Consider the following 18,258-nt stretch of genomic DNA (forward strand, 5'->3'; position numbering starts at 1 on the left):
TCGTCTTCAGATGCGCTGCCGGTTCGCGCGCGGCGAACCGGGGCCAAGGGGTGGTGGCCCGAATGCTCTCAGACACGAGCTTGTCAGACGACAGGAGGTCGCCCCAGTCTGGTCAGACGCCACACCGTACGCCACTTCATGGGGCGCCGGGGCCCGCACGGAGTGGTCCAGCCTTCCTTGAAACCGCCGAACCACGCCCTGAGCGCGGGCCGTGAGGGACGCCTGGCGAGGGTGAGCAGCACCCAGACCCCGAGGTACACGGGGACCAGCGGCGCGGGCAGGTTGCGGCGGGCGAGCCAGACGCGGTTGCGGGCGACCATCCGGTGGTAGACCGCGTGCCGGGACGGGGCGGTCGTCGGGTGGTGCAGCACCATGTCGGAGCGGTAGTCGATCAGCCAGCCGGCGTCCAGGGCCCGCCAGGCCAGGTCGGTCTCCTCGTGCGCGTAGAAGAAGTCGTCGGGCAGCCCGCCGACCTCGGCGAACACCCGAGTCCGCACGGCGTTGGCGCCGCCCAGGAAGGTGGTGACCCGCGAGGAGCGCATCGGGTCGGACGCCCCGAGGCGCGGGACGTGCCTGCGCTGGGTCTCGCCGGTGTCCGGGTCGGCGATGCGGAAGGTGATGATGCCAAGCCGCGGGTCGGCCGTGAACGCCTCGCGGCAGAGCTCGGCGGTGTCGGTGTTCGCCAGCAGCCCGTCGTCGTCCAGGAAGAGCAGCACGTCCACGTCCTGGCCAGCGTGGCCGAAGGCCTCGATGCCGACGTTACGGCCGCTGGGGATGCCGAGGTTCTCCGGCAGCTCGACGGTGCGTACGCCCGCGGGCACCTCGGGGACCGGGGAGCCGTTGCCGACCACGACTGCCTCGATCCGGTCGCCGTCCTGTTTGGCGACCGAGTCGAGCAGGGCGCGCAGCTCCTCGGGGCGGTTGCCCATGGTGATGATCACCGCGCCGACCTTCAGCGGCTGGTCCGTACTCACGGGCTGGTCCGTACTCACGGGTGCTCCGTCCTTACTTGAGCCTGCTCGAGGCGAGGATGGACACGAGGTGCAGCACGGTCTGCAGCAGGGCGATGCCCGCCAGCACGGCGACGCCGAGCCGGGAGAAGAACAGGTCGCCCCTGACCGTGTCCAGGACCGCCAGGAAGAGGATGAGCAGGGACGCCTCGACGCCCAGGACGAGGCGGTGGAACTTCAGCGCTGCGGCGGCCTTGCGGGCCAGCGCCATCCCGGAGGAGCGCGGCTCGGACGCCGCCTCCTTGACGGGCGGCAGCCCGCCCTGGTGGCGTGCGACGCCGACGAGGTCGGTCTCGGCCTTGATCAGGATGGCGCCGAGCGCGGCCAGGGTGCCGAGGAACGCCCAGAGCCAGTCGATGCGGCCCTCGCCCCACAGGTCGGCCGCGCGCAGCCCGAAGCCGACCAGGACCGCGGCGTCGCACAGGTACGCGCCGACCCGGTCCAGGTACACCCCGCCGAGGGAGAACTGCTGCTTCCAGCGGGCGACCTCGCCGTCCACGCAGTCGAGCAGCAGATAGAGCTGCACCATCAGCACGCCGAGCAGGGCGCCCGCGATGCCCGGCACCAGCAGGGCCGGGGCCGCGAGCACGCCCGCGAGGGTCATCACGTAGGTCAGCTGGTTGGGCGTGATCCGGGTGTTCACCAGGTGCCGGTCCACGCGCAGCGACAGCTCGCGCATGTAGAGGCGTCCGGCCCAGTGTTCGCCGCTGCGCCGGTCCTTCACACCCGGCGGGTGAACGACCGGGCGGAGCTCAGCTACCGATGGCTTGTGCATAGTCGGCGTATGCGTCCCTGATCTGGTCGGTGGACAGGTCGAGGTGTTCGAGGATGGTGAAGCGGCCGGGGCGGGTCTGGGGGGCGTACTCCACCGCCTTGACGAATTCGTCCGGGCTGAAGCCGATCTCCTGCGGCAGCACCGGCAGCCCGTGGCGACGCAGTACGTCGGCGAAGAGGCCGGACTCCTCGCGAGCCCCGCGCAGGTGCATGGCGAAGGCCGCGCCGAGGCCGACCTGCTCGCCGTGGCTCGCGGCCCGCTTGGGGTAGAGCAGGTCGAAGGCGTGGCTGATCTCGTGGCAGGCGCCGGACGAGGGGCGGGTGTCCCCGCTGATCGACATCGCGATGCCCGAGAGCACCAGCGCCTCGGCGAGCACCGTGAGGAACTCGTCGTCGCCCGCGCCGCCCGGATGGCGCAGCACGGACTCACCGGCGGTCCTGGCCATGGCGGCGGCCAGGCCGTCCACGGACTCGCCGTTCACCTGGTGGGACAGCTCCCAGTCGGCGATCGCCGAGATGTTGGAGATCGCGTCGCCGACGCCGGAGCGCACGAACCGCACCGGGGCGTCCCGGATGACGTCGAGGTCGATGACCATCGCGATCGGCGTCGGGACGCCGTAGGAGCCGCGGCCGTTGTCGTTGTCCAGGATGGACACGGGCGAGCAGAGGCCGTCGTGGGAGAGGTTGGTCGCCACGGCGACCATGGGCAGGCCGACCCGCGCCGCGGCGTACTTCGCCACGTCGATGATCTTGCCGCCGCCCAGGCCGACCACGGCGTCGTAGCGCCGCTTGCCCTTGATGTCGTCGGCGAGCCGCACCGCCGAGTCGATGGTTCCGTCGGCGACCGGGTACCAGTCGGCGCCGGGCAGGGACGGCGCGAGCTTCTCGCGCAGGGCCCGGCCCGAGCCGCCGCTGATGGCGATCGCCAGCTTGCCCGCGGCGGAGATGCGCTGGTCGGCCAGCACGTTCGCCAGGCCGTCCAGGGCGCCCGCGTTGATGTCGACGACGACCGGCGAGGGGATGAGCCTCGTCAGTACTGGCACGCGATCTCCCGGCCCTTGGCGAGGTCGTCGTGGTTGTCGATCTCGACCCACTTGACGTCGCCGATCGGCGCGACGTCGACCTTGAAGCCGCGGTTCACGAGCTCCTGGTAGCCGTCCTCGTAGTAGAGGTCGGGGTCGCGCTCGAAGGTGGCCTTCAGCGCGTCGGCGAGCTCGGCGGCGGCGGTGCCCTCGATGAGCGTGACGCCGATGTACTCGCCGGTGGCCTCGGCCGGGTCCATCAGCTTGGTGATCTTCTGGACGCCCTTCTCGGGGTCCACGACGACCTTCATCTCCTCGTCCGCGAGCCGCTTCACGGTGTCCAGGGCGAGGATGATCTTCTGGCCGTCGCCGCGCGCGGCGAGCAGGGTCTTCTCGACGGAGACCGGGTGCACGGTGTCGCCGTTGGCGAGGATCACGTCGTGCGCGATGGCGTCACGGCCGCACCACAGGGAGTAGGCGTTGTTCCACTCCTCGGCCTTGTCGTTGTCGATGAGGGTGAGCTTGAGGCCGTACTTCGCCTCCAGGGCCGCCTTGCGCTCGTAGACGGCCTCCTTCCGGTAGCCCACGATGATCGCGACCTCGGTGAGACCGATCTCGGCGAAGTTGCCGAGGGTCAGGTCGAGGATGGTGGTGTCGCCGTCGACGGGCACCAGGGCCTTGGGCAGGGTGTCCGTGTACGGACGCAGACGCCGTCCGGCGCCTGCCGCAAGGACGAGGCCGATCATGCGGGTTCTCCTTCATCGTGTACGGCGGGTGCTCCGCGCCTGTGGGCGGTCACCCAGAAGCGGATGCTCTCGACGAGCACCAGCAGTGCCACGGCCACGGCGTAAGCCGTGAGCGCGACGGGGAAGTCCTGTGCGGGCAACAGGGCGGCGGCGACCGCGACCGCGAGCGTCCTGCCTTCGTGCCCGCCGATCGCGCGCACCAGCCACCGCGGGGGCGCGCCGGCGCCGCCGCGAATGCGGTACACCGTGTCGTAGTGATGGTAGGCGACCGCGGCCACCAGTCCGAAAGCCGCTGGCAAGGCCCCGTTCACCTCGGCCCTGGCCGCGAGCACCAGGACGGCGCCGTACTCGGCGGCCCGGAACAGCGGCGGGACCAGCCAGTCCAGCGCCCCCTTGAGGGGCGCGGCGACCGCGAGGCCCGAGGCGAGGGCGTAGCCGAGCGCCGCGAGCACCGGCCAGGGCCCGCCGAAGTCGGTGAAGGCGGCGACGGCGACCAGGACGCCGCCGCCGAGCAGCGCGACGGCGGGGGCCGTGAAGGCGGGCAGCGCGCGGGCGAGCGCGCCGAGCCGTGCGGCGCAGAGCTGGGCGAGCGGGCCGCTGTCGGCGAGATCGGCCAGAGCGGCGGCGGCCCGGTCGGTGCGGGTCGCCCGGCGGGTCAGCGAGCGCAGCAGCCGTCCGGCCGTGGTGTAGCAGGCGGCGAACGCGCAGCCGATCAGCAAGGCGACGAAGGTGATGCGCGGGGTGGTGAGGGCGGTCAGCACGGCGAGCAGCGCCCAGCGCTCGCCGATCGGCAGCACGATCATGCGGCGCAGCCACACGGTCCAGCCGATGCTGTCGAGCCGGTCGGAGAGCGCCGCGGTGGGGCTGCCCGTGACGGATTCACCGGCGCCGGTGGCGTCGTGGTGGGCCTCGTTGAAGGAGAAGTCCACGATGTGGCGGCAGGTCTGCAGCACCATCGCGCCCAGGGCGAGTGCCCATACGTCGTCGCCCGCGCGGGCGGCGCCGAGTGCGAGGCCCGCGTAGTAGGCGTACTCCTTGGCGCGGTCGAAGGTGGCGTCCAGCCAGGCGCCCAGTGTGGAGTACTGGAGCGAGTAGCGGGCGAGCTGCCCGTCGGTGCAGTCCAGGACGAAGGAGAGGAGCAACAGCGCACCGGCCGCGACGAAGCCCGTCCTGGTGCCGGTCGCCGCGCATCCGGCCGCGATCAGCGCGGTGAGCAGCGAGGCGGTGGTGACCTGGTTCGGGGTGAGGCCGCGGCGGGCGCACCAGCGCGCGAGATAGCGCGAGTAGGGGCTGACGCAGTGGGTCGTGAAGAAGCCGTCCCTGGACTTGACCGCGCCGCGCAGCCGTACCGCCTCGTCGTCGACGGCGGCGACGGCCCGCTGAGCCTCGTCCAGGGCCTGTGGGTCGGCGGGGACCGTGGCGACCAGGGCGCCGAGCTCGGGGCGGTGCACCTCGGTGCCGTCGGCGGCCAGCTCCTGGGCGAGGCGGTCGGCGAGGGTGCGCACCGCTATGGCGCCGCCGTCGCGCGCGCCCTCGCCCGTGGCGGCGCGTACCGCGCGCGTGAGCGCCTGGCGGGCCGCGGGCTGGACGGTCACCGCGCCGGGGATGGCGGACGCGGGGAAGCGGGGGTCGGTGAGTCCGAGCCGCAGCGCGTGGGTGTGTCCGACGAACGCGGCGTCGACGACCGCGACGCGTTCGTTCGCCGGGGCCGCGGCGACCAGGGCCGCGGTGTCCTCGGCGGTGGCGGCGACCCGCACGTCGAAGCCCAGGTCCCGCAGGTCACCCTCGAGCGGCGAGCCGGAGACCGGAGTACCGGTGAGGATGGCGGTCGACAGTCGAACTCACTCCTTGGAGGGCCGACACGCGTGCGGCGGCGTCGGACGTGCGCGAGGGGGCGTGCCCCGGCGTCGGTCGGCCGGGCGGCACGTCAGCAGAGGCTTCGGCAGAGGCTATCGGATGTTCGGACGCCCGCGTTCACCGGCCGTTTACGCCCTGACCATCTGCGCCTGCTCCGGCACGATGCCCGGCCATCATCGTGGATCAAGAGCGCGCACCACAAACCGCGCCCTGCGGCGGGGCCTTGGCCGGTGATCTCCACGAGGCCCTGACCTGCGGGCATTTCCGCAGGTCAGGGCACATGACAACGGTGTTCAGTGCCGTGTTGCCAATACCCCCACCCCGTAGTTCACTGGCTCACACGCACGAGGAGTCACCCGAGGAATCACCAGACCGGAAAACGGGACCGAAGGGGCATTCATGGGAGCCGGCCACGATCACGGCCACGCCGCACCACCCACGTCGGGCACGGCCGCCGCCCGCTACCGGGGGCGGCTGCGCATCGCACTGTCGATCACGCTCACCGTGATGGTCGTGGAGATCGTCGGCGGGATCATGGCGGACTCGCTGGCCCTGGTCGCAGACGCGGCGCACATGGCCACGGACGCGGTCGGTCTGAGCATGGCGCTGCTGGCGATCCACTTCGCCAACCGGCCGCCGAGCCGCAACCGCACCTTCGGCTTCGCCCGCGCGGAGATCCTCGCGGCGCTCGCCAACTGTCTGCTGCTGCTCGGCGTCGGCGGCTATGTGCTGTACGAGGCGATCGAGCGGTTCATCACCCCGGCCGAGACCAAGGGCGGCCTCGCGATCGTCTTCGGCGCCATCGGCCTGGTCGCGAACATCGTCTCGCTGACGCTGCTGATGCGCGGCCAGCGGGAGAGCCTCAACGTACGGGGGGCCTTCCTGGAGGTGCTGGCGGACGCGCTGGGCTCGGCCGCCGTGATCATCTCGGCGACCGTGATCATCCTGACCGGCTGGCAGGCGGCCGACCCGATCGCCTCGCTGGTGATCGGCCTGATGATCGTGCCGCGTACCGTCAAGCTGCTGCGGGAGACGCTGAACGTCCTGCTGGAGGCCGCTCCCAAGGGTGTCGACATGGCCGAGGTGCGGGCGCACATAGTGGCGCTTCCCGGCGTCGAGGACGTCCACGATCTGCACGCCTGGACGATCACCTCCGGTATGCCGGTGCTCTCGGCGCATGTGGTCGTCAGCGCCGAGGTACTGGACTCGGTCGGTCACGAGAAGATGCTGCACGAGCTCCAGGGCTGCCTCGGGGACCACTTCGACGTCGAGCACTGCACCTTCCAGCTGGAGCCCGGCGGTCACGCCGAGCACGAGCCGGGGCTGTGCCACTGACGGTGTCCCCCCCCCACGTCCGCCGTGTCCCGCGCGTCCCCCCGCGCCCCGTACGGGGCCGTGCTCGCGCCGGTGTTCGACGGTTCCGGAGGGGCTCCGCGGGGCATGATCAGTCATCCGGCGGCCTTCGGCGTTGACGGGGTGGCCCGCGGTACCGGCCCGCCGTCGTGGACGGGTACACGCGGGTGGCCGAAGGTGCCGAAAGCTCCGGATTCGTACGGCAGACTTGAGGCTCGACGACCAACGCGAAGGATGGGTATGCCGATCACACCAGCCACCGCTGCGAACACCGAGGCCAGCGGGTCCGCGGACACGATCCTGCTCGAACTGGTCGACGAGGATGGCAACACCATCGGCACCGCGGAGAAGGTCGCCGCCCACCAGGCGCCCGGCCAGTTGCACCGGGCCTTCTCCGTGTTCCTCTTCGACGAGCGGGGGCGGCTGCTGCTCCAGCGGCGCGCGCTGGGCAAGTACCACTCCCCCGGCGTCTGGTCGAACACCTGCTGTGGGCACCCCTATCCGGGCGAGGCGCCGTTCGCGGCGGCCGCGCGGCGGACGTACGAGGAGCTGGGGGTCTCGCCCTCGCTGCTGGCCGAGGCGGGCACGGTGCGCTACAACCACCCGGACCCGCGTTCGGGTCTGGTGGAGCAGGAGTTCAACCACCTCTTCGTGGGGATGGTGCAGTCTCCGCTGCGGCCCGACCCGGAAGAGGTCGGCGAGACGGCGTTCGTGACGCCGGATGAGCTCGCCGTCCGGCACGAGACGGGGCCGTTCTCGGCGTGGTTCATGACGGTGCTCGACTCGGCCCGGCCCGCGATCAAGGAGCTGACGGGCCCGTCGGCGGGCTGGTAGCGGGGCTGGCGGCGGGCCGGCCGGCGGCCTGGCGGCGGCGGTTCAGGTTCGGTGGTTCACTGGCGCGGTTCGAGGGGCAGGGCGGCCCAGATCACCTTGCCGCCGCTCGCCGTGTGCTCGGCGTCGCAGACCCCGCCGGCCTCCTTGGTGATCTCCAGGACCAGCAGCAGCCCGCGCCCTCCGGTCTGGCCCTGGTCCGCCTCCAGGGCCTTGGGCCGGTAAGGGTGGTCGTCCTCGACCGCGACCCGCACCCACTCCGCGCCCACCGCCACCTCGACGGCGATCGTCGGGGACAGCAGGGCCGCGTGCCGTACGGCGTTGGTGACCAGCTCCGAGACGATCAGCAGCAGTCCGTGGACGACGTCGGCGCGGGCCGGTACGCCCTGGCGGCTGAGCAGGTCGCGTACGGCGTGCCGGGCCTGCGGCACGGAGGCTTCGACGGCGGGCGCGGTGAACCTCCAGACGCCTTCGTACGGCAGCGGCCCCGGCGCGGGCCGGGCCGCGACCGTCTGCCCTCGCGCGGTCTGGCCGGTTGGGGCCTCGGTTGGGACTCCACCGCCGTTGTCCATCGTCCGGTCGCCGCCTCTACGCTCGATAGTCACCACACCGTCGAGTCTGAGAACGTGCGGGCGCGCACCACGGAAGTGACCGGAACTCGTTGACTATCGACGCCTTCTGATCGCCGCTGTGTGGCAGCGTCAGGGGCGCGACTCATCCTGCTCGTCTTGTTCCGGATTCACGGGCTTTGCCGGTTCTGTGTTTTCCTCGGGTTCCTCGGGTTCCTCGGGTTCCTCGGGTTCCCCGGCCTGCTCGGCTTCCTCGGTGAGCTGGTCGACCACGCGCCGCCCCAGCGCGCCGGTGGCGATCAGGCCCAGCCCGTCGAAGAGCAGCGCCAGCGAGAAGAAGACGCCGATCACATAGCGGCTGCTGTCCGGCCAGTCGAACAGCACCAGCAGTCCGAGCAGCAGCCCGAAGGCGCCCTGGCCCAGGGTCAGGCCGAACTGCGGGCCGCGCACCACCGCGCTGCCGACCAGCCGGAAGGCGCCGCCGGTGAGGAAGAGCAGCGCCGCGAACATGGTCAGCGCCTCCGCCGACCCCTCGGGGTGTCTGATGAGCACCACACCGGCGGCCAGGTTCAGCGCGGCGACCACCACGCCCAGCCAGAAGAAGCTGGTGCCGCGGGACTGGACGGCGTGCAGCAGGCCGACGGCGCCGCCTGCCAGCAGCAGCCAGCCGAACAGCAGCATCGAGGTCAAGGTGGCGAAGGCGGCATAGCCGAGGCCGACGAGCCCGGCCAGGGCCAGGATGACGCCCAGCAGCGTGAGCCGCCCGAAACTTCGCCGCAGTTTCACGCCCGGAGCGGTGCGCCCGGTCATAGCGCCTCCTCGCGGTACCTGGAGTGCGGCCCCTTGTTGATCGTACGTTCGGGGCGTGCGGATAGCATCCCGCGCATGGCGCACACGGAGCTCACCGGACCGCGACTGCGGCACACCGTCGACGGCGGGATCGCCACCGTCGTGATCGACCACCCGGCCCGGCGGAACGCGATGACCGCGGACATGTGGCGGGCGCTGCCCGCGCTGCTGACCGGGCTGGCCGCCGACCCGTCCGTCGGGGTGCTCGTGCTGACCGGTGCGGGCGGCACGTTCTGCGCGGGCGCGGACATCTCCGGGCTGCGCGCGTCGGCGGACGAGGCGCAGGACCTGGCCGTACGGGCCGAGGAGGCGCTGGCGGCGTTCCCGAAGCCGACGCTGGCCGCGGTGCGGGGCTTCTGTGTGGGCGGCGGGTGCCAGCTCGCCGCGGCGTGCGATCTGCGGTTCGCCGAGGAGGGGGCGTCGTTCGGGGTCACCCCGGCGAAGCTCGGCATCGTGTACGGGGCGTCCTCCACCCGGCGGCTGGTGTCCCTGGTGGGCCCCGCCACCGCCAAGTACCTGCTGTTCTCGGCCGAGTTGATCGGCACCGAACGCGCGCTGCGCACCGGTCTCGTAGACGAGGTGCTGCCGGTGGGCGAACTGGACAAGCGGGTGGGCGAGTTCGCGAAGGCGCTGCTCAGCCGCTCCCGGCTGACCCAGGCCGCCGCCAAGGAGTTCGCGGCGGGCCGCGCGGACCGGGCGGCGCACTGGGCCGAGCAGGCGCGCGGCAGCGGCGACACCGCGGAGGGGGTCGCCGCGTTCCTGGAGCGCAGGAACCCGCGGTTCCAGTGGACCGCGGGCCCGGCCGACCCCGTCGACAGGGCCTAGGAGACGGCCGCGCCTTCCCCGCGGAACCGCTCCACCAGGGCCGCGGGGGCCTTCTCGGGTGAGCCCGCGTCGTACGGCGGCTCCGGGTCGTACTCGATCATGAGCTGGACGCCCTGGGCGTGCTGGTCGCCCGCGATCTTCCCGGCCAGGGTCAGGCCCATGTCGATGCCGGACGAGACTCCGGCCGCGGTGACGTACTTGCCGTCGAAGACGACCCGCTGCCCGGTCGGGGCGACGCCGTACGCCGCGATGGCGTCGAGCGCCAGCCAGTGCGATGTGGCCTGACGGCCCTTGAGCAGCCCGGCGGCCGCGAGCAGCAGCGAGCCGGTGCACACCGATGTCGTCCAGGTCGTGGTGGCGTCGACGGCCCGCAGCCAGTCGAGGAGCGCTTCGTCGCCGACCGGCGCGTCCGGGCCGCCGGGAACGACCACGATGTCGGGCCGCGGCACCTCGGCGAGCGACTTCTCGGCCATGAGGCTGAGCCGCCCGCTGTCGTCCCTGACGGGGCCCGCCTGCTCGGCGACGAACAGGGTCTCGGCGTCCGGCAGGGGGTTGAGCGTCTGGTAGGGGCCGACGGCGTCCAGGGCGGTGAAGCCGTCGTAGAGGACGATCGCGATCTGCATGACTTCCTTTCGTGGGTCTTTCGTGGGTCTTTCGTGGGTTTTTCGTGGGGCGTCAGTCCGCCGGGCGGAAGCGGCGGCGGTACTCGGCCGGGGACGAACCCAGCGTCTTGACGAAGGCACGGCGCATCGCCTCAGGCGTGCCGTAGCCGCAGGAGCGGGAGATCCGCTCGACGCCGTCCGTGGAGTCCTCCAGGAGACGGCGGGCCTGTTCCAGGCGTACGCGCTCGACGTACCGGCCCGGTGTCATGCCGCTCTCGGCCTGGAAGGCGCGGGCGAAGTGCCGGGGCGAGAGCCGGGCGCGGGCGGCCAGGGACTCGACCGACAGATCGGCTGCGGGGTGCTCGGCGATCCACCGCTGGACCTCGCGCAGCGGCTCGCGCCGCGCGGTCTGCGCGGCGAGCTGGGCGCTGAACTGGGCCTGGTTGCCCGGTCGGCGCAGGAAGACGACCAGGTAGCGGGCGACGGTGAGCGCCACGTCGCGCCCCAGGTCCTCCTCGACCAGGGCCAGCGCGAGGTCGATGCCCGCGGTGACTCCGGCCGAGGTCGCAAGGTGCCCGTCCCGCACGTAGATCGGGTCCGGGTCGACGTGGACCTCGGGGTGCGCGCGGGCGAGCTGGTCGCTGTACGCCCAGTGGGTGGTCACCCGGCGCCCGTCGAGCAGACCGGCGGCGGCCAGCGGGACGGCTCCGGTGCAGACCGACACCAGGCGGGTCGCCTCGGGCCCGTGCGCGCGCAGCCAGTCCACCAGCCGGGGGTCCGGGTCGAGCGAGCCCGGACCGCCGGGCACCAGCAGGGTGTCCGCGGCGGGCGCGTCGGCGAGTCGGTGGTCGGGGGCCAGGGTGAGGCGGTTGGAGGCGCGGACCGGAGCGCCGTCGAGTGTGGCGGTGCGGACGCGGTACGGGACGTCCGCGTCGCCGACGGCGCTCGCCGCACCGGCGAAGACCTCCATGGGGCCGGTGACGTCGAGGCTCAGGACGTCGTCGAAGAGGACGATCAGAACGGTGTGCGGTGCCGGGGCCTTCGCCATGCCGTCGATTCTTGGGGAGTGCGCTGGATGGCCGCAATGACGAGTACCCCACCTTTCCTGCCATCCGGGCGGGCCGCCGCTCCGCGGTCTTCCGGCCGTACCTACCAGTCGGTACCGTGCGGGTATGACTTCACTTCCCGCCTACGCCGGGCGTCGGTGCCATCACGTGCTCAACCCGCTGCACGCCTTCGTGTACTTCTCCCCCGACTACGAGAAGGAACTGGCTTCGGCCGGTGTCGAGGACCCCAGGGCCGCCGCGTTCGTCGGGCGGGCCGCCGTGCTCGGCAAGGTCGGCCCCGGCGCGGTCACGGCCGCCTTCTACAACTACCCCTACGACACGATCGCCAAGGTCGTCCCGGCGGTGTGGCGGACCACCTCGCCCGAGGCCGTGATCGACGCCCGGCTCCGTGCCGCCGACACGACGCTGCGGCGTCTGCTCGGCGAGGAGACCGTCGCGTCGGACGAGATGGCCGAGGCCGCCCGGCTCGCCCTGCGCGCCGCCGAGGCGTGCACCCGCCACGCCCGGCCGCTGTACGCCGCGCACGCCGATCTGCCGGTGCCCGACGCGCCGCACCTCGCCTACTGGCACGCCGCGACGCTGCTGCGTGAGCACCGCGGCGACGGACACCTGGTGGCCCTGCTGACGGCGGGGCTCGACCCGTTGGAGGCGATACGGACCCACACCGCGACCGGCCAGGGCATCACCCCCAAGTGGGTGTTCGCCACGCGCGGCTGGACCCAGCGGGACTGGGACGCGGCCACCGAGCGGCTTCGCGCGCGTGGTGTGCTGGACGCCGACGGCGAGTTGACCGTGGCGGGGGCCGAGCTGCGCGAGGAGGTCGAGCTCACGACCGACCGGCTGGACGCGGCGCCGTACGAGCATCTGGGGGCGGCGGGCGTCGAGCGGCTCACCGCGTTGGGCACCGGGTTCGTCAGGACCGCGCTGGAGGCGGGCGCGTTCCCCGCGGATCTCCTCGGCAAGGGCTGACCGGGCTGACAGCGCTGGCAGGGCCGATCCGGCGCACCGGCGACGGGGCTGATCCCCCGTTGTCGGTGCCACCTGCCACAATGCTGACGCAGCAAGCCCAGCGAGAAGGCGGTACGGAAATCGTGACATCAGCACTGCCAGCCAGCGTGGCGTCCATCGAGAGCAGGATCGCCGAGGAACTCGGCGTCCGGGAACGGCAGGTGCGGGCGGCGGTCGAGCTGCTCGACGGCGGGTCGACCGTGCCCTTCATCGCGCGCTACCGCAAGGAGGCGACCGAGCTGCTCGACGACGCGCAGCTGCGCACGCTCGAGGAGCGGCTGCGCTATCTGCGGGAGCTTGCGGACCGGCGTGCGGCGATCCTCGAATCGGTGCGCGAGCAGGGCAAGCTGACCGACGAGCTGCGGGCCCGGATCGAGGCCGCCGACACCAAGGCTCGGCTGGAGGACATCTACCTCCCGTACAAGCCCAAGCGCCGCACCAAGGCGCAGATCGCCCGCGAGGCGGGGCTTGAGCCGCTCGCCGACGGGCTGTTCGGCGATCCAGGCGTGGAGCCGCTCGCCGCCGCGGCGGCGTTCGTGGACGCCGAGCGGGGCGTCCCGGACCCGCAGGCCGCGCTGGACGGCGCGCGGGCGATCCTCACCGAGCGGTTCAGCGAGGACGCGGACCTGATCGGCGAGGTGCGCGAGCGGATGTGGACGCGCGGGCGGCTCGCGGCCAGGGTGAAGGACGGCAAGGAGACCGAGGGCGCCAAGTTCGCGGACTACTTCGACTTCGCCGAGCCGTTCACCGAGCTGCCGTCGCACCGGGTGCTCGCGATGCTCCGGGGCGAGAAGGAGGGCGTCCTGGACCTGGTCCTGGAGCCCGAGGAGCCGGACGCCGCGCCGGAGGGCCGTTCCTCGTACGAGGACGTCATCGCCCGGCACTTCCAGATCGCCGACCGCGGCCGCCCGGCCGACTCCTGGCTGCTGGACACCGTGCGCTGGGCGTGGCGCACCCGGATCCTGACGCATCTGGGCATCGACCTGCGGCTGCGGCTGCGGACGGCCGCCGAGGACGAGGCGGTCCGGGTTTTCGCGTCCAACCTGCGGGATCTGCTGCTCGCCGCCCCGGCCGGCACGCGCGCGACGCTGGGGCTCGACCCCGGTCTGCGTACGGGCGTGAAGGTCGCCGTGGTCGACGCGACGGGCAAGGTCGTGGCCACCGACACGATCTACCCGCACGTCCCGGCCAACAAGTGGGACGAGGCGCTGGGCACGCTGGCGCGGCTCGCCAAGGAGCACGGGGTCGAGCTGATCGCCATCGGCAACGGCACGGGCTCGCGCGAGACGGACAAGCTCGCCGGTGAACTGATCGGCAAGCACCCCGAGTTGAAGCTGACCAAGGTCATGGTCTCGGAGGCGGGCGCCTCGGTGTACTCGGCCTCGGCGTTCGCCTCCCAGGAGCTGCCGGAGCTGGATGTGTCGCTGCGCGGCGCGGTGTCCATCGCGCGGCGGCTCCAGGACCCGCTGGCCGAGCTGGTGAAGATCGACCCCAAGTCGATCGGGGTCGGCCAGTACCAGCACGACCTGTCCGAGGTGAAGCTGTCCCGCTCCCTGGACGCGGTCGTCGAGGACTGTGTGAACGGCGTCGGGGTGGATGTGAACACCGCGTCCGCGCCGCTGCTCGCGCGGGTGTCGGGCATCGGCGCGGGACTCGCCGAGAACATCGTGGCGCACCGCGACGCCAACGGCCCGTTCACGGCGCGCAAGGCGCTCAAGGACGTGGCGCGGCTGGGTCCGAAGGCGTACGAGCAGTGCGCGGGCTTCCTGCGCATCCGCGGCGGGGACGATCCGCTGGACTACTCGAGCGTGCACCCCGAGGCGTACCCGGTGGTGCGGCGGATGGCGCGGGCGACGGGCGGTGCGGTCGGCTCGCTGATCGGCGATACGGCGGCGCTGCGCGCGCTGGAGCCGCGGGACTTCGTGGACGACACGTTCGGCCTGCCGACGGTGACGGACATCCTGCGGGAGCTGGAGAAGCCGGGACGGGACCCGCGGCCCGCGTTCAGGACGGCGTCCTTCAAGGAGGGCGTGGAGAAGATCGGCGACCTGGCGGCCGGGATGGTGCTGGAGGGCGTGGTCACGAACGTGGCCGCGTTCGGCGCGTTCGTGGACGTCGGGGTGCACCAGGACGGCCTGGTGCACGTCTCGGCGATGTCCAGGACGTTCGTGAAGGATCCGCGGGACGTGGTGAAGCCCGGAGACATCGTGAAGGTGAAGGTGCTGGACGTCGACATCCCGCGTAAGCGGATCTCGCTGACGCTGCGGCTGGACGACGAGGCGGCGGACCGGGCCGCGTCCGGCGGCGACGGGCAGAAGGGCGCTCGGTCCGCCAAGGGCGGTCAGCGCCGGGAGCGTGGCGGCGGCGGGGGCGGCGGCCGTCCGCCCGCCCAGCGCGGCGGGGGCCGTCGTGGCGGCGGCTCCGGGGACGCGTCCCGCGGCGGCGGCCGCCAGGCGGCGGCTCCGGCGAACAGCGCGATGGCGGACGCGCTGCGCAAGGCGGGCCTCGTCGACCCCAAGCGGGGCAGGTGAGCCACCCCGACGGGGCGAGCGGCCCGCCGACGGCCCGGCCGTCGCCCCCGTACGGGACCTCACCGCGGCGTCGCAGGCCCGCGGAGAGCGGGGAGGCCGCCCGCTAGGCCCTGTCCGGCGGATCACGCCTGGTGAGCGGAGAAGCGCACCGCCAGGCAAGGGGCGGCCTGATCCGCCGGACAGACCCTAAGCGCCTCAGCCGGTGGGCGGGGGCTGGCTCGCGCGGTGGCGGGCCCGCGCGGCGCGGGCCAGCGGCAGGTAGCGCAGCCGCTCCGGGAGCAGCGGCACCAGAGTCCGCACCACCCGCCCGAAGCGGCGCAGCCGACGCTCCTGGCGGTCCGTCCAGGCCAGGCCGATCACCTCGCGCGCGTCGGGCGGCAGCAGTCCCACCGCGAGGAACCGCCGCAGCCGCGCCAGCGCTGGCCACAGCAGCGGCCAGAGCGCGCGCAGCGGCAGCCGCAGCGCCCACGGCCCGCGGTCCGGCGGGGGCACCGGCCGGTCGACGGCCAGCAGTTCGCGGACCACCGGGGTCGCTTCGAGCTCGTCGGCGAGCGTCCTGCGGTAGTACGGCCAGAACTCCTCGACCGTCTGCGGCAGGTCCCGGTCGCGGATGCCGAGTATCCGGCCGACCCGCAGCCACTCCGCGTACAGCTGCCGCTCGTCGGCCGCCGCCGTGCGGAGGGGACGGTACAGATAGCCGTAGGCGTGCCGGGCGACGGGGAAGCCGGTGGCGTGCACCCAGGCGTAGGGCGCGGGCCCCAGCGCGTGGTAGCGGCGGCCCCGGCTGTCGACGCCCCGGACGGTGCGGTGCAGGGCGCGCAGCCGCCGCCCCTCCGCGGCCGCGGCCTCGCCGCCGTACACCCACAGCTGGAGCGAGCGCAGGGAGCGCTCGCCGCGCCCCCACGGGTCGGCACGGAAGGCCGAGTGGGCGTCCACGCCCGCGCCGACGGCCGGGTGGGCGACCTGGAGGACGAACGCGGCGGGCAGCGTGAGCAGGACCCGGATGTCCCCGGCGCGGTCCCACAGGAGGCCGCCGGGCGGGGGCGGGGCGGGCCCCGCGGCGCGGGGCTGGCTGCCGTTCACGGGGTGCGTCCCCTTCGCCGTACCCGATGCGCGAGAAAAGGCCGAAAACAGTCGCATACGGGGACCTCCAGTATGCGACACCCCATAGCGTCGCCCGCCGGACACCTGGCGTTCGGTCCGCGGCACCCAAGGGCTACCAGGAAGTAACTCTGGCTGGTTTGATGTGCTCGCATCCGTCCCCCACCGAATGATCGGGAGAGCATCCGTGTCCCATTCCGTCCTTCGCCGCGTCTGCGGTTCCGCTGTCGCGCTCACGGTCGCCGGGGCCGCCCTCGTCGGCGCGGCCCCCGCCCAGGCGGCCGCCGACGCGACCCCGGAGCTGAAGGTTCTGACGTACAACGCCTTCCTGTTCAGCAAGTCGCTGTACCCGAACTGGGGCCAGGACCACCGGGCGGCGGAGATACCCAAGACCGGCTTCTTCGGCGGCAACGACGTGGTCGTGCTCCAGGAGCTGTTCGACAACTCCTCGTCGGACGCGCTGATGGACAACGCGTCGGGCGCGTACCCGCACCAGACGCCGGTCGTCGGCCGCAGCAAGTCCGGCTGGGACGCCACGGGCGGCTCCTACTCGTCCATGACGCCCGAGGACGGCGGCGTGACGATTCTCAGCAAGTGGCCGATCGTGCACAAGGAGCAGTACGTCTACAAGGACGCGTGCGGCGCGGACTGGTGGTCCAACAAGGGCTTCGCCTACGCGGTGCTCGACGTGAACGGCAGCCGGGTGCACGTGGTCGGCACCCACGCGCAGTCCACCGACCCCGGCTGCGACGCGGGCGAGGCGGCCGAGATGCGCAGCCGCCAGTTCAAGGCGATGGACGCCTTCCTGGACGGCAAGAACATCCCGGCGAGCGAGCAGGTCATCGTCGCGGGCGACCTCAATGTGGACTCGCACAGCGCCGAGTACGCCTCGATGCTGGCCGACGGCGGCTTCGCCGACCCGGACTCCCGCACCGGGGTCCCGTACTCCTTCGACACCCTGGACAACTCGATCTCCGCCGAGCGCTACCCGGACGAGCCGAGCGAGGACCTGGACTACGTCCTGCACCGCGCCGGGCACGCGCGCCCGGCGGGCTGGAACAACGAGGTGATCAAGGAGGAGTCCGCGCCCTGGACGGTCTCCAGCTGGGGCAAGGACTACACGTACACCAACCTCAGTGATCACTACCCGGTGATCGGTTCGGTGCGGTAGTCACGGCGTCGCGCGCCCCGCCCCGGCTGCCCGGCACTCCCGGCCGGCAGCCGGGGCACTTTCACAACAGTGGTGAGACAGCAATACTGTTGCACCGTATGAACGCACGATCCGGGAGGCGCACGCTGCCATGACGACGGACATCGAGGAGCCGACGCTCACAGTCGACGAGCTGGCCGCGCGCGCCGGAGTCACCGTCCGCACGATCCGCTTCTACGGCACGCGGGGGCTGCTGCCGCCCCCGCACATCGGCCCGCGCCGCGTCGGGCGCTACGGCCAGGACCATCTGTCCCGGCTGGCGCTGATAGAGGAGCTCCAGCACCAGGGCATGACCCTGGCGGCGATCGAGCGGTACATGGAGCGGCTGCCGCCCGATCTGAGCGCGCATGACCTGGCCATCCACCGGGCTCTGGTGGCGGCCTGGGCCCCGGACGCGGTGGAGGACGCGAGCCGCGCGGAGCTCGACCGCCGTGCCGGGCGCACGCTGACGGACGAGGATCTGGACCGGCTCGCCGCGATGGACGCGATCACCCGGACGGACGACCCGGACGCCTTCCGGGTCGATCCGGGGCTGCTGCGGCTGGGAGTGCAGCTGCTTGACGTGCCGATCGCGCAGGAGACGCTCCTCGCTTCGCGTACGGTCCTGCTGGAGCACGCCCGGTCGGCGGCGCACGAGCTGGCCGGACTGTTCCGCGACCAGGTCTGGGCCCCCTACCGGGAGCGGGAGTCGGACCCGCGCCATGTGGAGGCGATGAAGTCGCTGTCCGCGCATATGCAGCCGCTGGTGGTGCAGGCGCTGGTGACCGCGTTCCAACGCTCGCTCAGAGACGAGCTGCGGGCGGAGTTCGACACGCAGGGCTGAGCCCGGACGGCCACAGCGGTGGGGGCCGGGGGCGGGAGGCCCGGGGCCCCCCCCCGGGGCCCGGGGCGGCCCGGGGGGGG

17 protein-coding genes are annotated in these 18,258 nt (G+C 72.7%); 7 read left to right on the forward strand and 10 right to left on the reverse strand.

Annotated elements, in window-relative coordinates:
* Window positions 1–83: 83 nt before the first annotated feature.
* The 5 genes from ACX6XY_RS14870 to ACX6XY_RS14890 are packed head-to-tail and all read right to left on the reverse strand — an operon-like array spanning window position 84 to window position 5,387.
* Window positions 84–956 carry a glycosyltransferase family 2 protein gene (locus ACX6XY_RS14870; RefSeq protein WP_460330340.1) on the reverse strand — a complete coding sequence of 291 codons (873 nt, stop codon included), beginning with the start codon at window positions 954–956 and terminating at the stop codon, window positions 84–86.
* Window positions 957–1,005: 49 nt separating this feature from the next.
* Window positions 1,006–1,785, reverse strand: coding sequence for a CDP-alcohol phosphatidyltransferase family protein (locus ACX6XY_RS14875; RefSeq protein WP_460330300.1), 780 nt, complete (start codon window positions 1,783–1,785; stop codon window positions 1,006–1,008).
* The gene (locus ACX6XY_RS14880; protein ID WP_460330303.1) at window positions 1,763–2,827 is read right to left on the reverse strand and encodes an iron-containing alcohol dehydrogenase family protein; all 1,065 of its coding nucleotides are present in this window, start codon (window positions 2,825–2,827) and stop codon (window positions 1,763–1,765) included. The genes ACX6XY_RS14875 and ACX6XY_RS14880 overlap by 23 nt, the downstream gene beginning before the upstream one ends.
* A complete protein-coding gene (locus ACX6XY_RS14885; RefSeq protein ID WP_460330306.1) occupies window positions 2,815–3,552 on the reverse strand; it encodes a phosphocholine cytidylyltransferase family protein in 738 nt (245 codons plus the stop codon). Before ACX6XY_RS14885 ends, ACX6XY_RS14880 begins: the two co-directional genes overlap by 13 nt.
* Window positions 3,549–5,387, reverse strand: coding sequence for a DUF5941 domain-containing protein (locus ACX6XY_RS14890; protein ID WP_460330343.1), 1,839 nt, complete (start codon window positions 5,385–5,387; stop codon window positions 3,549–3,551). The genes ACX6XY_RS14885 and ACX6XY_RS14890 overlap by 4 nt, the downstream gene beginning before the upstream one ends.
* Before the next feature lie 421 nt (window positions 5,388–5,808).
* Between ACX6XY_RS14890 and ACX6XY_RS14895 the strand changes: the two genes are divergently transcribed.
* Entirely contained in the window at window positions 5,809–6,744 is a 936-nt protein-coding gene (locus ACX6XY_RS14895) for a cation diffusion facilitator family transporter (RefSeq protein WP_460330308.1), read from the forward strand.
* Window positions 6,745–7,002: 258 nt separating this feature from the next.
* A complete protein-coding gene (idi, locus tag ACX6XY_RS14900; RefSeq protein WP_460330310.1) occupies window positions 7,003–7,596 on the forward strand; it encodes an isopentenyl-diphosphate Delta-isomerase in 594 nt (197 codons plus the stop codon).
* Window positions 7,597–7,652: 56 nt separating this feature from the next.
* Here idi and ACX6XY_RS14905 read toward each other — a convergent pair whose 3' ends face one another.
* Both ACX6XY_RS14905 and ACX6XY_RS14910 read right to left on the reverse strand, forming a co-directional pair.
* Entirely contained in the window at window positions 7,653–8,201 is a 549-nt protein-coding gene (locus ACX6XY_RS14905) for an ATP-binding protein (protein ID WP_460330313.1), read from the reverse strand.
* 93 nt (window positions 8,202–8,294) lie between these two features.
* The gene (locus ACX6XY_RS14910; protein WP_460330316.1) at window positions 8,295–8,972 is read right to left on the reverse strand and encodes an HdeD family acid-resistance protein; all 678 of its coding nucleotides are present in this window, start codon (window positions 8,970–8,972) and stop codon (window positions 8,295–8,297) included.
* 75 nt (window positions 8,973–9,047) lie between these two features.
* Here ACX6XY_RS14910 and ACX6XY_RS14915 point away from each other — a divergent pair, with 75 nt between their 5' ends.
* Entirely contained in the window at window positions 9,048–9,836 is a 789-nt protein-coding gene (locus tag ACX6XY_RS14915) for an enoyl-CoA hydratase/isomerase family protein (protein WP_460330318.1), read from the forward strand.
* Here ACX6XY_RS14915 and ACX6XY_RS14920 read toward each other — a convergent pair.
* Together ACX6XY_RS14920 and ACX6XY_RS14925 are read right to left on the reverse strand one after the other, a co-directional pair.
* Complete coding sequence (locus tag ACX6XY_RS14920) at window positions 9,833–10,459, reverse strand: DJ-1/PfpI family protein (RefSeq protein ID WP_460330321.1); 627 nt, start codon at window positions 10,457–10,459, stop codon at window positions 9,833–9,835. The two genes, ACX6XY_RS14915 and ACX6XY_RS14920, sit on opposite strands and share 4 nt — an antisense overlap.
* A gap of 52 nt (window positions 10,460–10,511) precedes the next feature.
* Entirely contained in the window at window positions 10,512–11,486 is a 975-nt protein-coding gene (locus ACX6XY_RS14925) for a GlxA family transcriptional regulator (protein WP_460330324.1), read from the reverse strand.
* Window positions 11,487–11,610: 124 nt separating this feature from the next.
* Between ACX6XY_RS14925 and ACX6XY_RS14930 the strand changes: the two genes are divergently transcribed.
* Window positions 11,611–12,474, forward strand: coding sequence for an SCO6745 family protein (locus ACX6XY_RS14930; RefSeq protein ID WP_460330327.1), 864 nt, complete (start codon window positions 11,611–11,613; stop codon window positions 12,472–12,474).
* A gap of 80 nt (window positions 12,475–12,554) precedes the next feature.
* Entirely contained in the window at window positions 12,555–15,044 is a 2,490-nt protein-coding gene (locus ACX6XY_RS14935; RefSeq protein WP_460330329.1) for a Tex family protein, read from the forward strand.
* Window positions 15,045–15,239: 195 nt separating this feature from the next.
* On the opposite strand, the gene ACX6XY_RS14940 is transcribed toward ACX6XY_RS14935, so the two are convergent.
* On the reverse strand, window positions 15,240–16,127 hold the full coding sequence (locus ACX6XY_RS14940; RefSeq protein ID WP_460330331.1) for an oxygenase MpaB family protein: 888 nt from the start codon (window positions 16,125–16,127) through the stop codon (window positions 15,240–15,242).
* A gap of 205 nt (window positions 16,128–16,332) precedes the next feature.
* Here ACX6XY_RS14940 and sph point away from each other — a divergent pair, with 205 nt between their 5' ends.
* Both sph and ACX6XY_RS14950 read left to right on the forward strand, forming a co-directional pair.
* On the forward strand, window positions 16,333–17,316 hold the full coding sequence (gene sph / locus ACX6XY_RS14945) for a sphingomyelin phosphodiesterase (RefSeq protein ID WP_460330333.1): 984 nt from the start codon (window positions 16,333–16,335) through the stop codon (window positions 17,314–17,316).
* Between the two features lie 130 nt (window positions 17,317–17,446).
* Window positions 17,447–18,178, forward strand: coding sequence for a MerR family transcriptional regulator (locus tag ACX6XY_RS14950; protein ID WP_460330335.1), 732 nt, complete (start codon window positions 17,447–17,449; stop codon window positions 18,176–18,178).
* Window positions 18,179–18,258 lie beyond the last annotated feature (80 nt).

It is taken from the genome of Streptomyces sp. O3 (assembly GCF_054788135.1).

Bases quoted from the DNA above. Each gene is read 5' to 3' on its own strand.
- ACX6XY_RS14910 (WP_460330316.1), bottom strand. From the start codon at position 8,972: ATGACCGGGCGCACCGCTCCGGGCGTGAAACTGCGGCGAAGTTTCGGG.
- ACX6XY_RS14925 (WP_460330324.1), bottom strand. From the start codon at position 11,486: ATGGCGAAGGCCCCGGCACCGCACACCGTTCTGATCGTCCTCTTCGAC.
- ACX6XY_RS14885 (WP_460330306.1), bottom strand. From the start codon at position 3,552: ATGATCGGCCTCGTCCTTGCGGCAGGCGCCGGACGGCGTCTGCGTCCG.
- ACX6XY_RS14950 (WP_460330335.1), top strand. From the start codon at position 17,447: ATGACGACGGACATCGAGGAGCCGACGCTCACAGTCGACGAGCTGGCC.
- ACX6XY_RS14915 (WP_460330318.1), top strand. From the start codon at position 9,048: ATGGCGCACACGGAGCTCACCGGACCGCGACTGCGGCACACCGTCGAC.
- ACX6XY_RS14930 (WP_460330327.1), top strand. From the start codon at position 11,611: ATGACTTCACTTCCCGCCTACGCCGGGCGTCGGTGCCATCACGTGCTC.
- ACX6XY_RS14875 (WP_460330300.1), bottom strand. From the start codon at position 1,785: ATGCACAAGCCATCGGTAGCTGAGCTCCGCCCGGTCGTTCACCCGCCG.
- idi (WP_460330310.1), top strand. From the start codon at position 7,003: ATGCCGATCACACCAGCCACCGCTGCGAACACCGAGGCCAGCGGGTCC.
- ACX6XY_RS14935 (WP_460330329.1), top strand. From the start codon at position 12,555: ATGCTGACGCAGCAAGCCCAGCGAGAAGGCGGTACGGAAATCGTGACA.
- ACX6XY_RS14895 (WP_460330308.1), top strand. From the start codon at position 5,809: ATGGGAGCCGGCCACGATCACGGCCACGCCGCACCACCCACGTCGGGC.
- ACX6XY_RS14920 (WP_460330321.1), bottom strand. From the start codon at position 10,459: ATGCAGATCGCGATCGTCCTCTACGACGGCTTCACCGCCCTGGACGCC.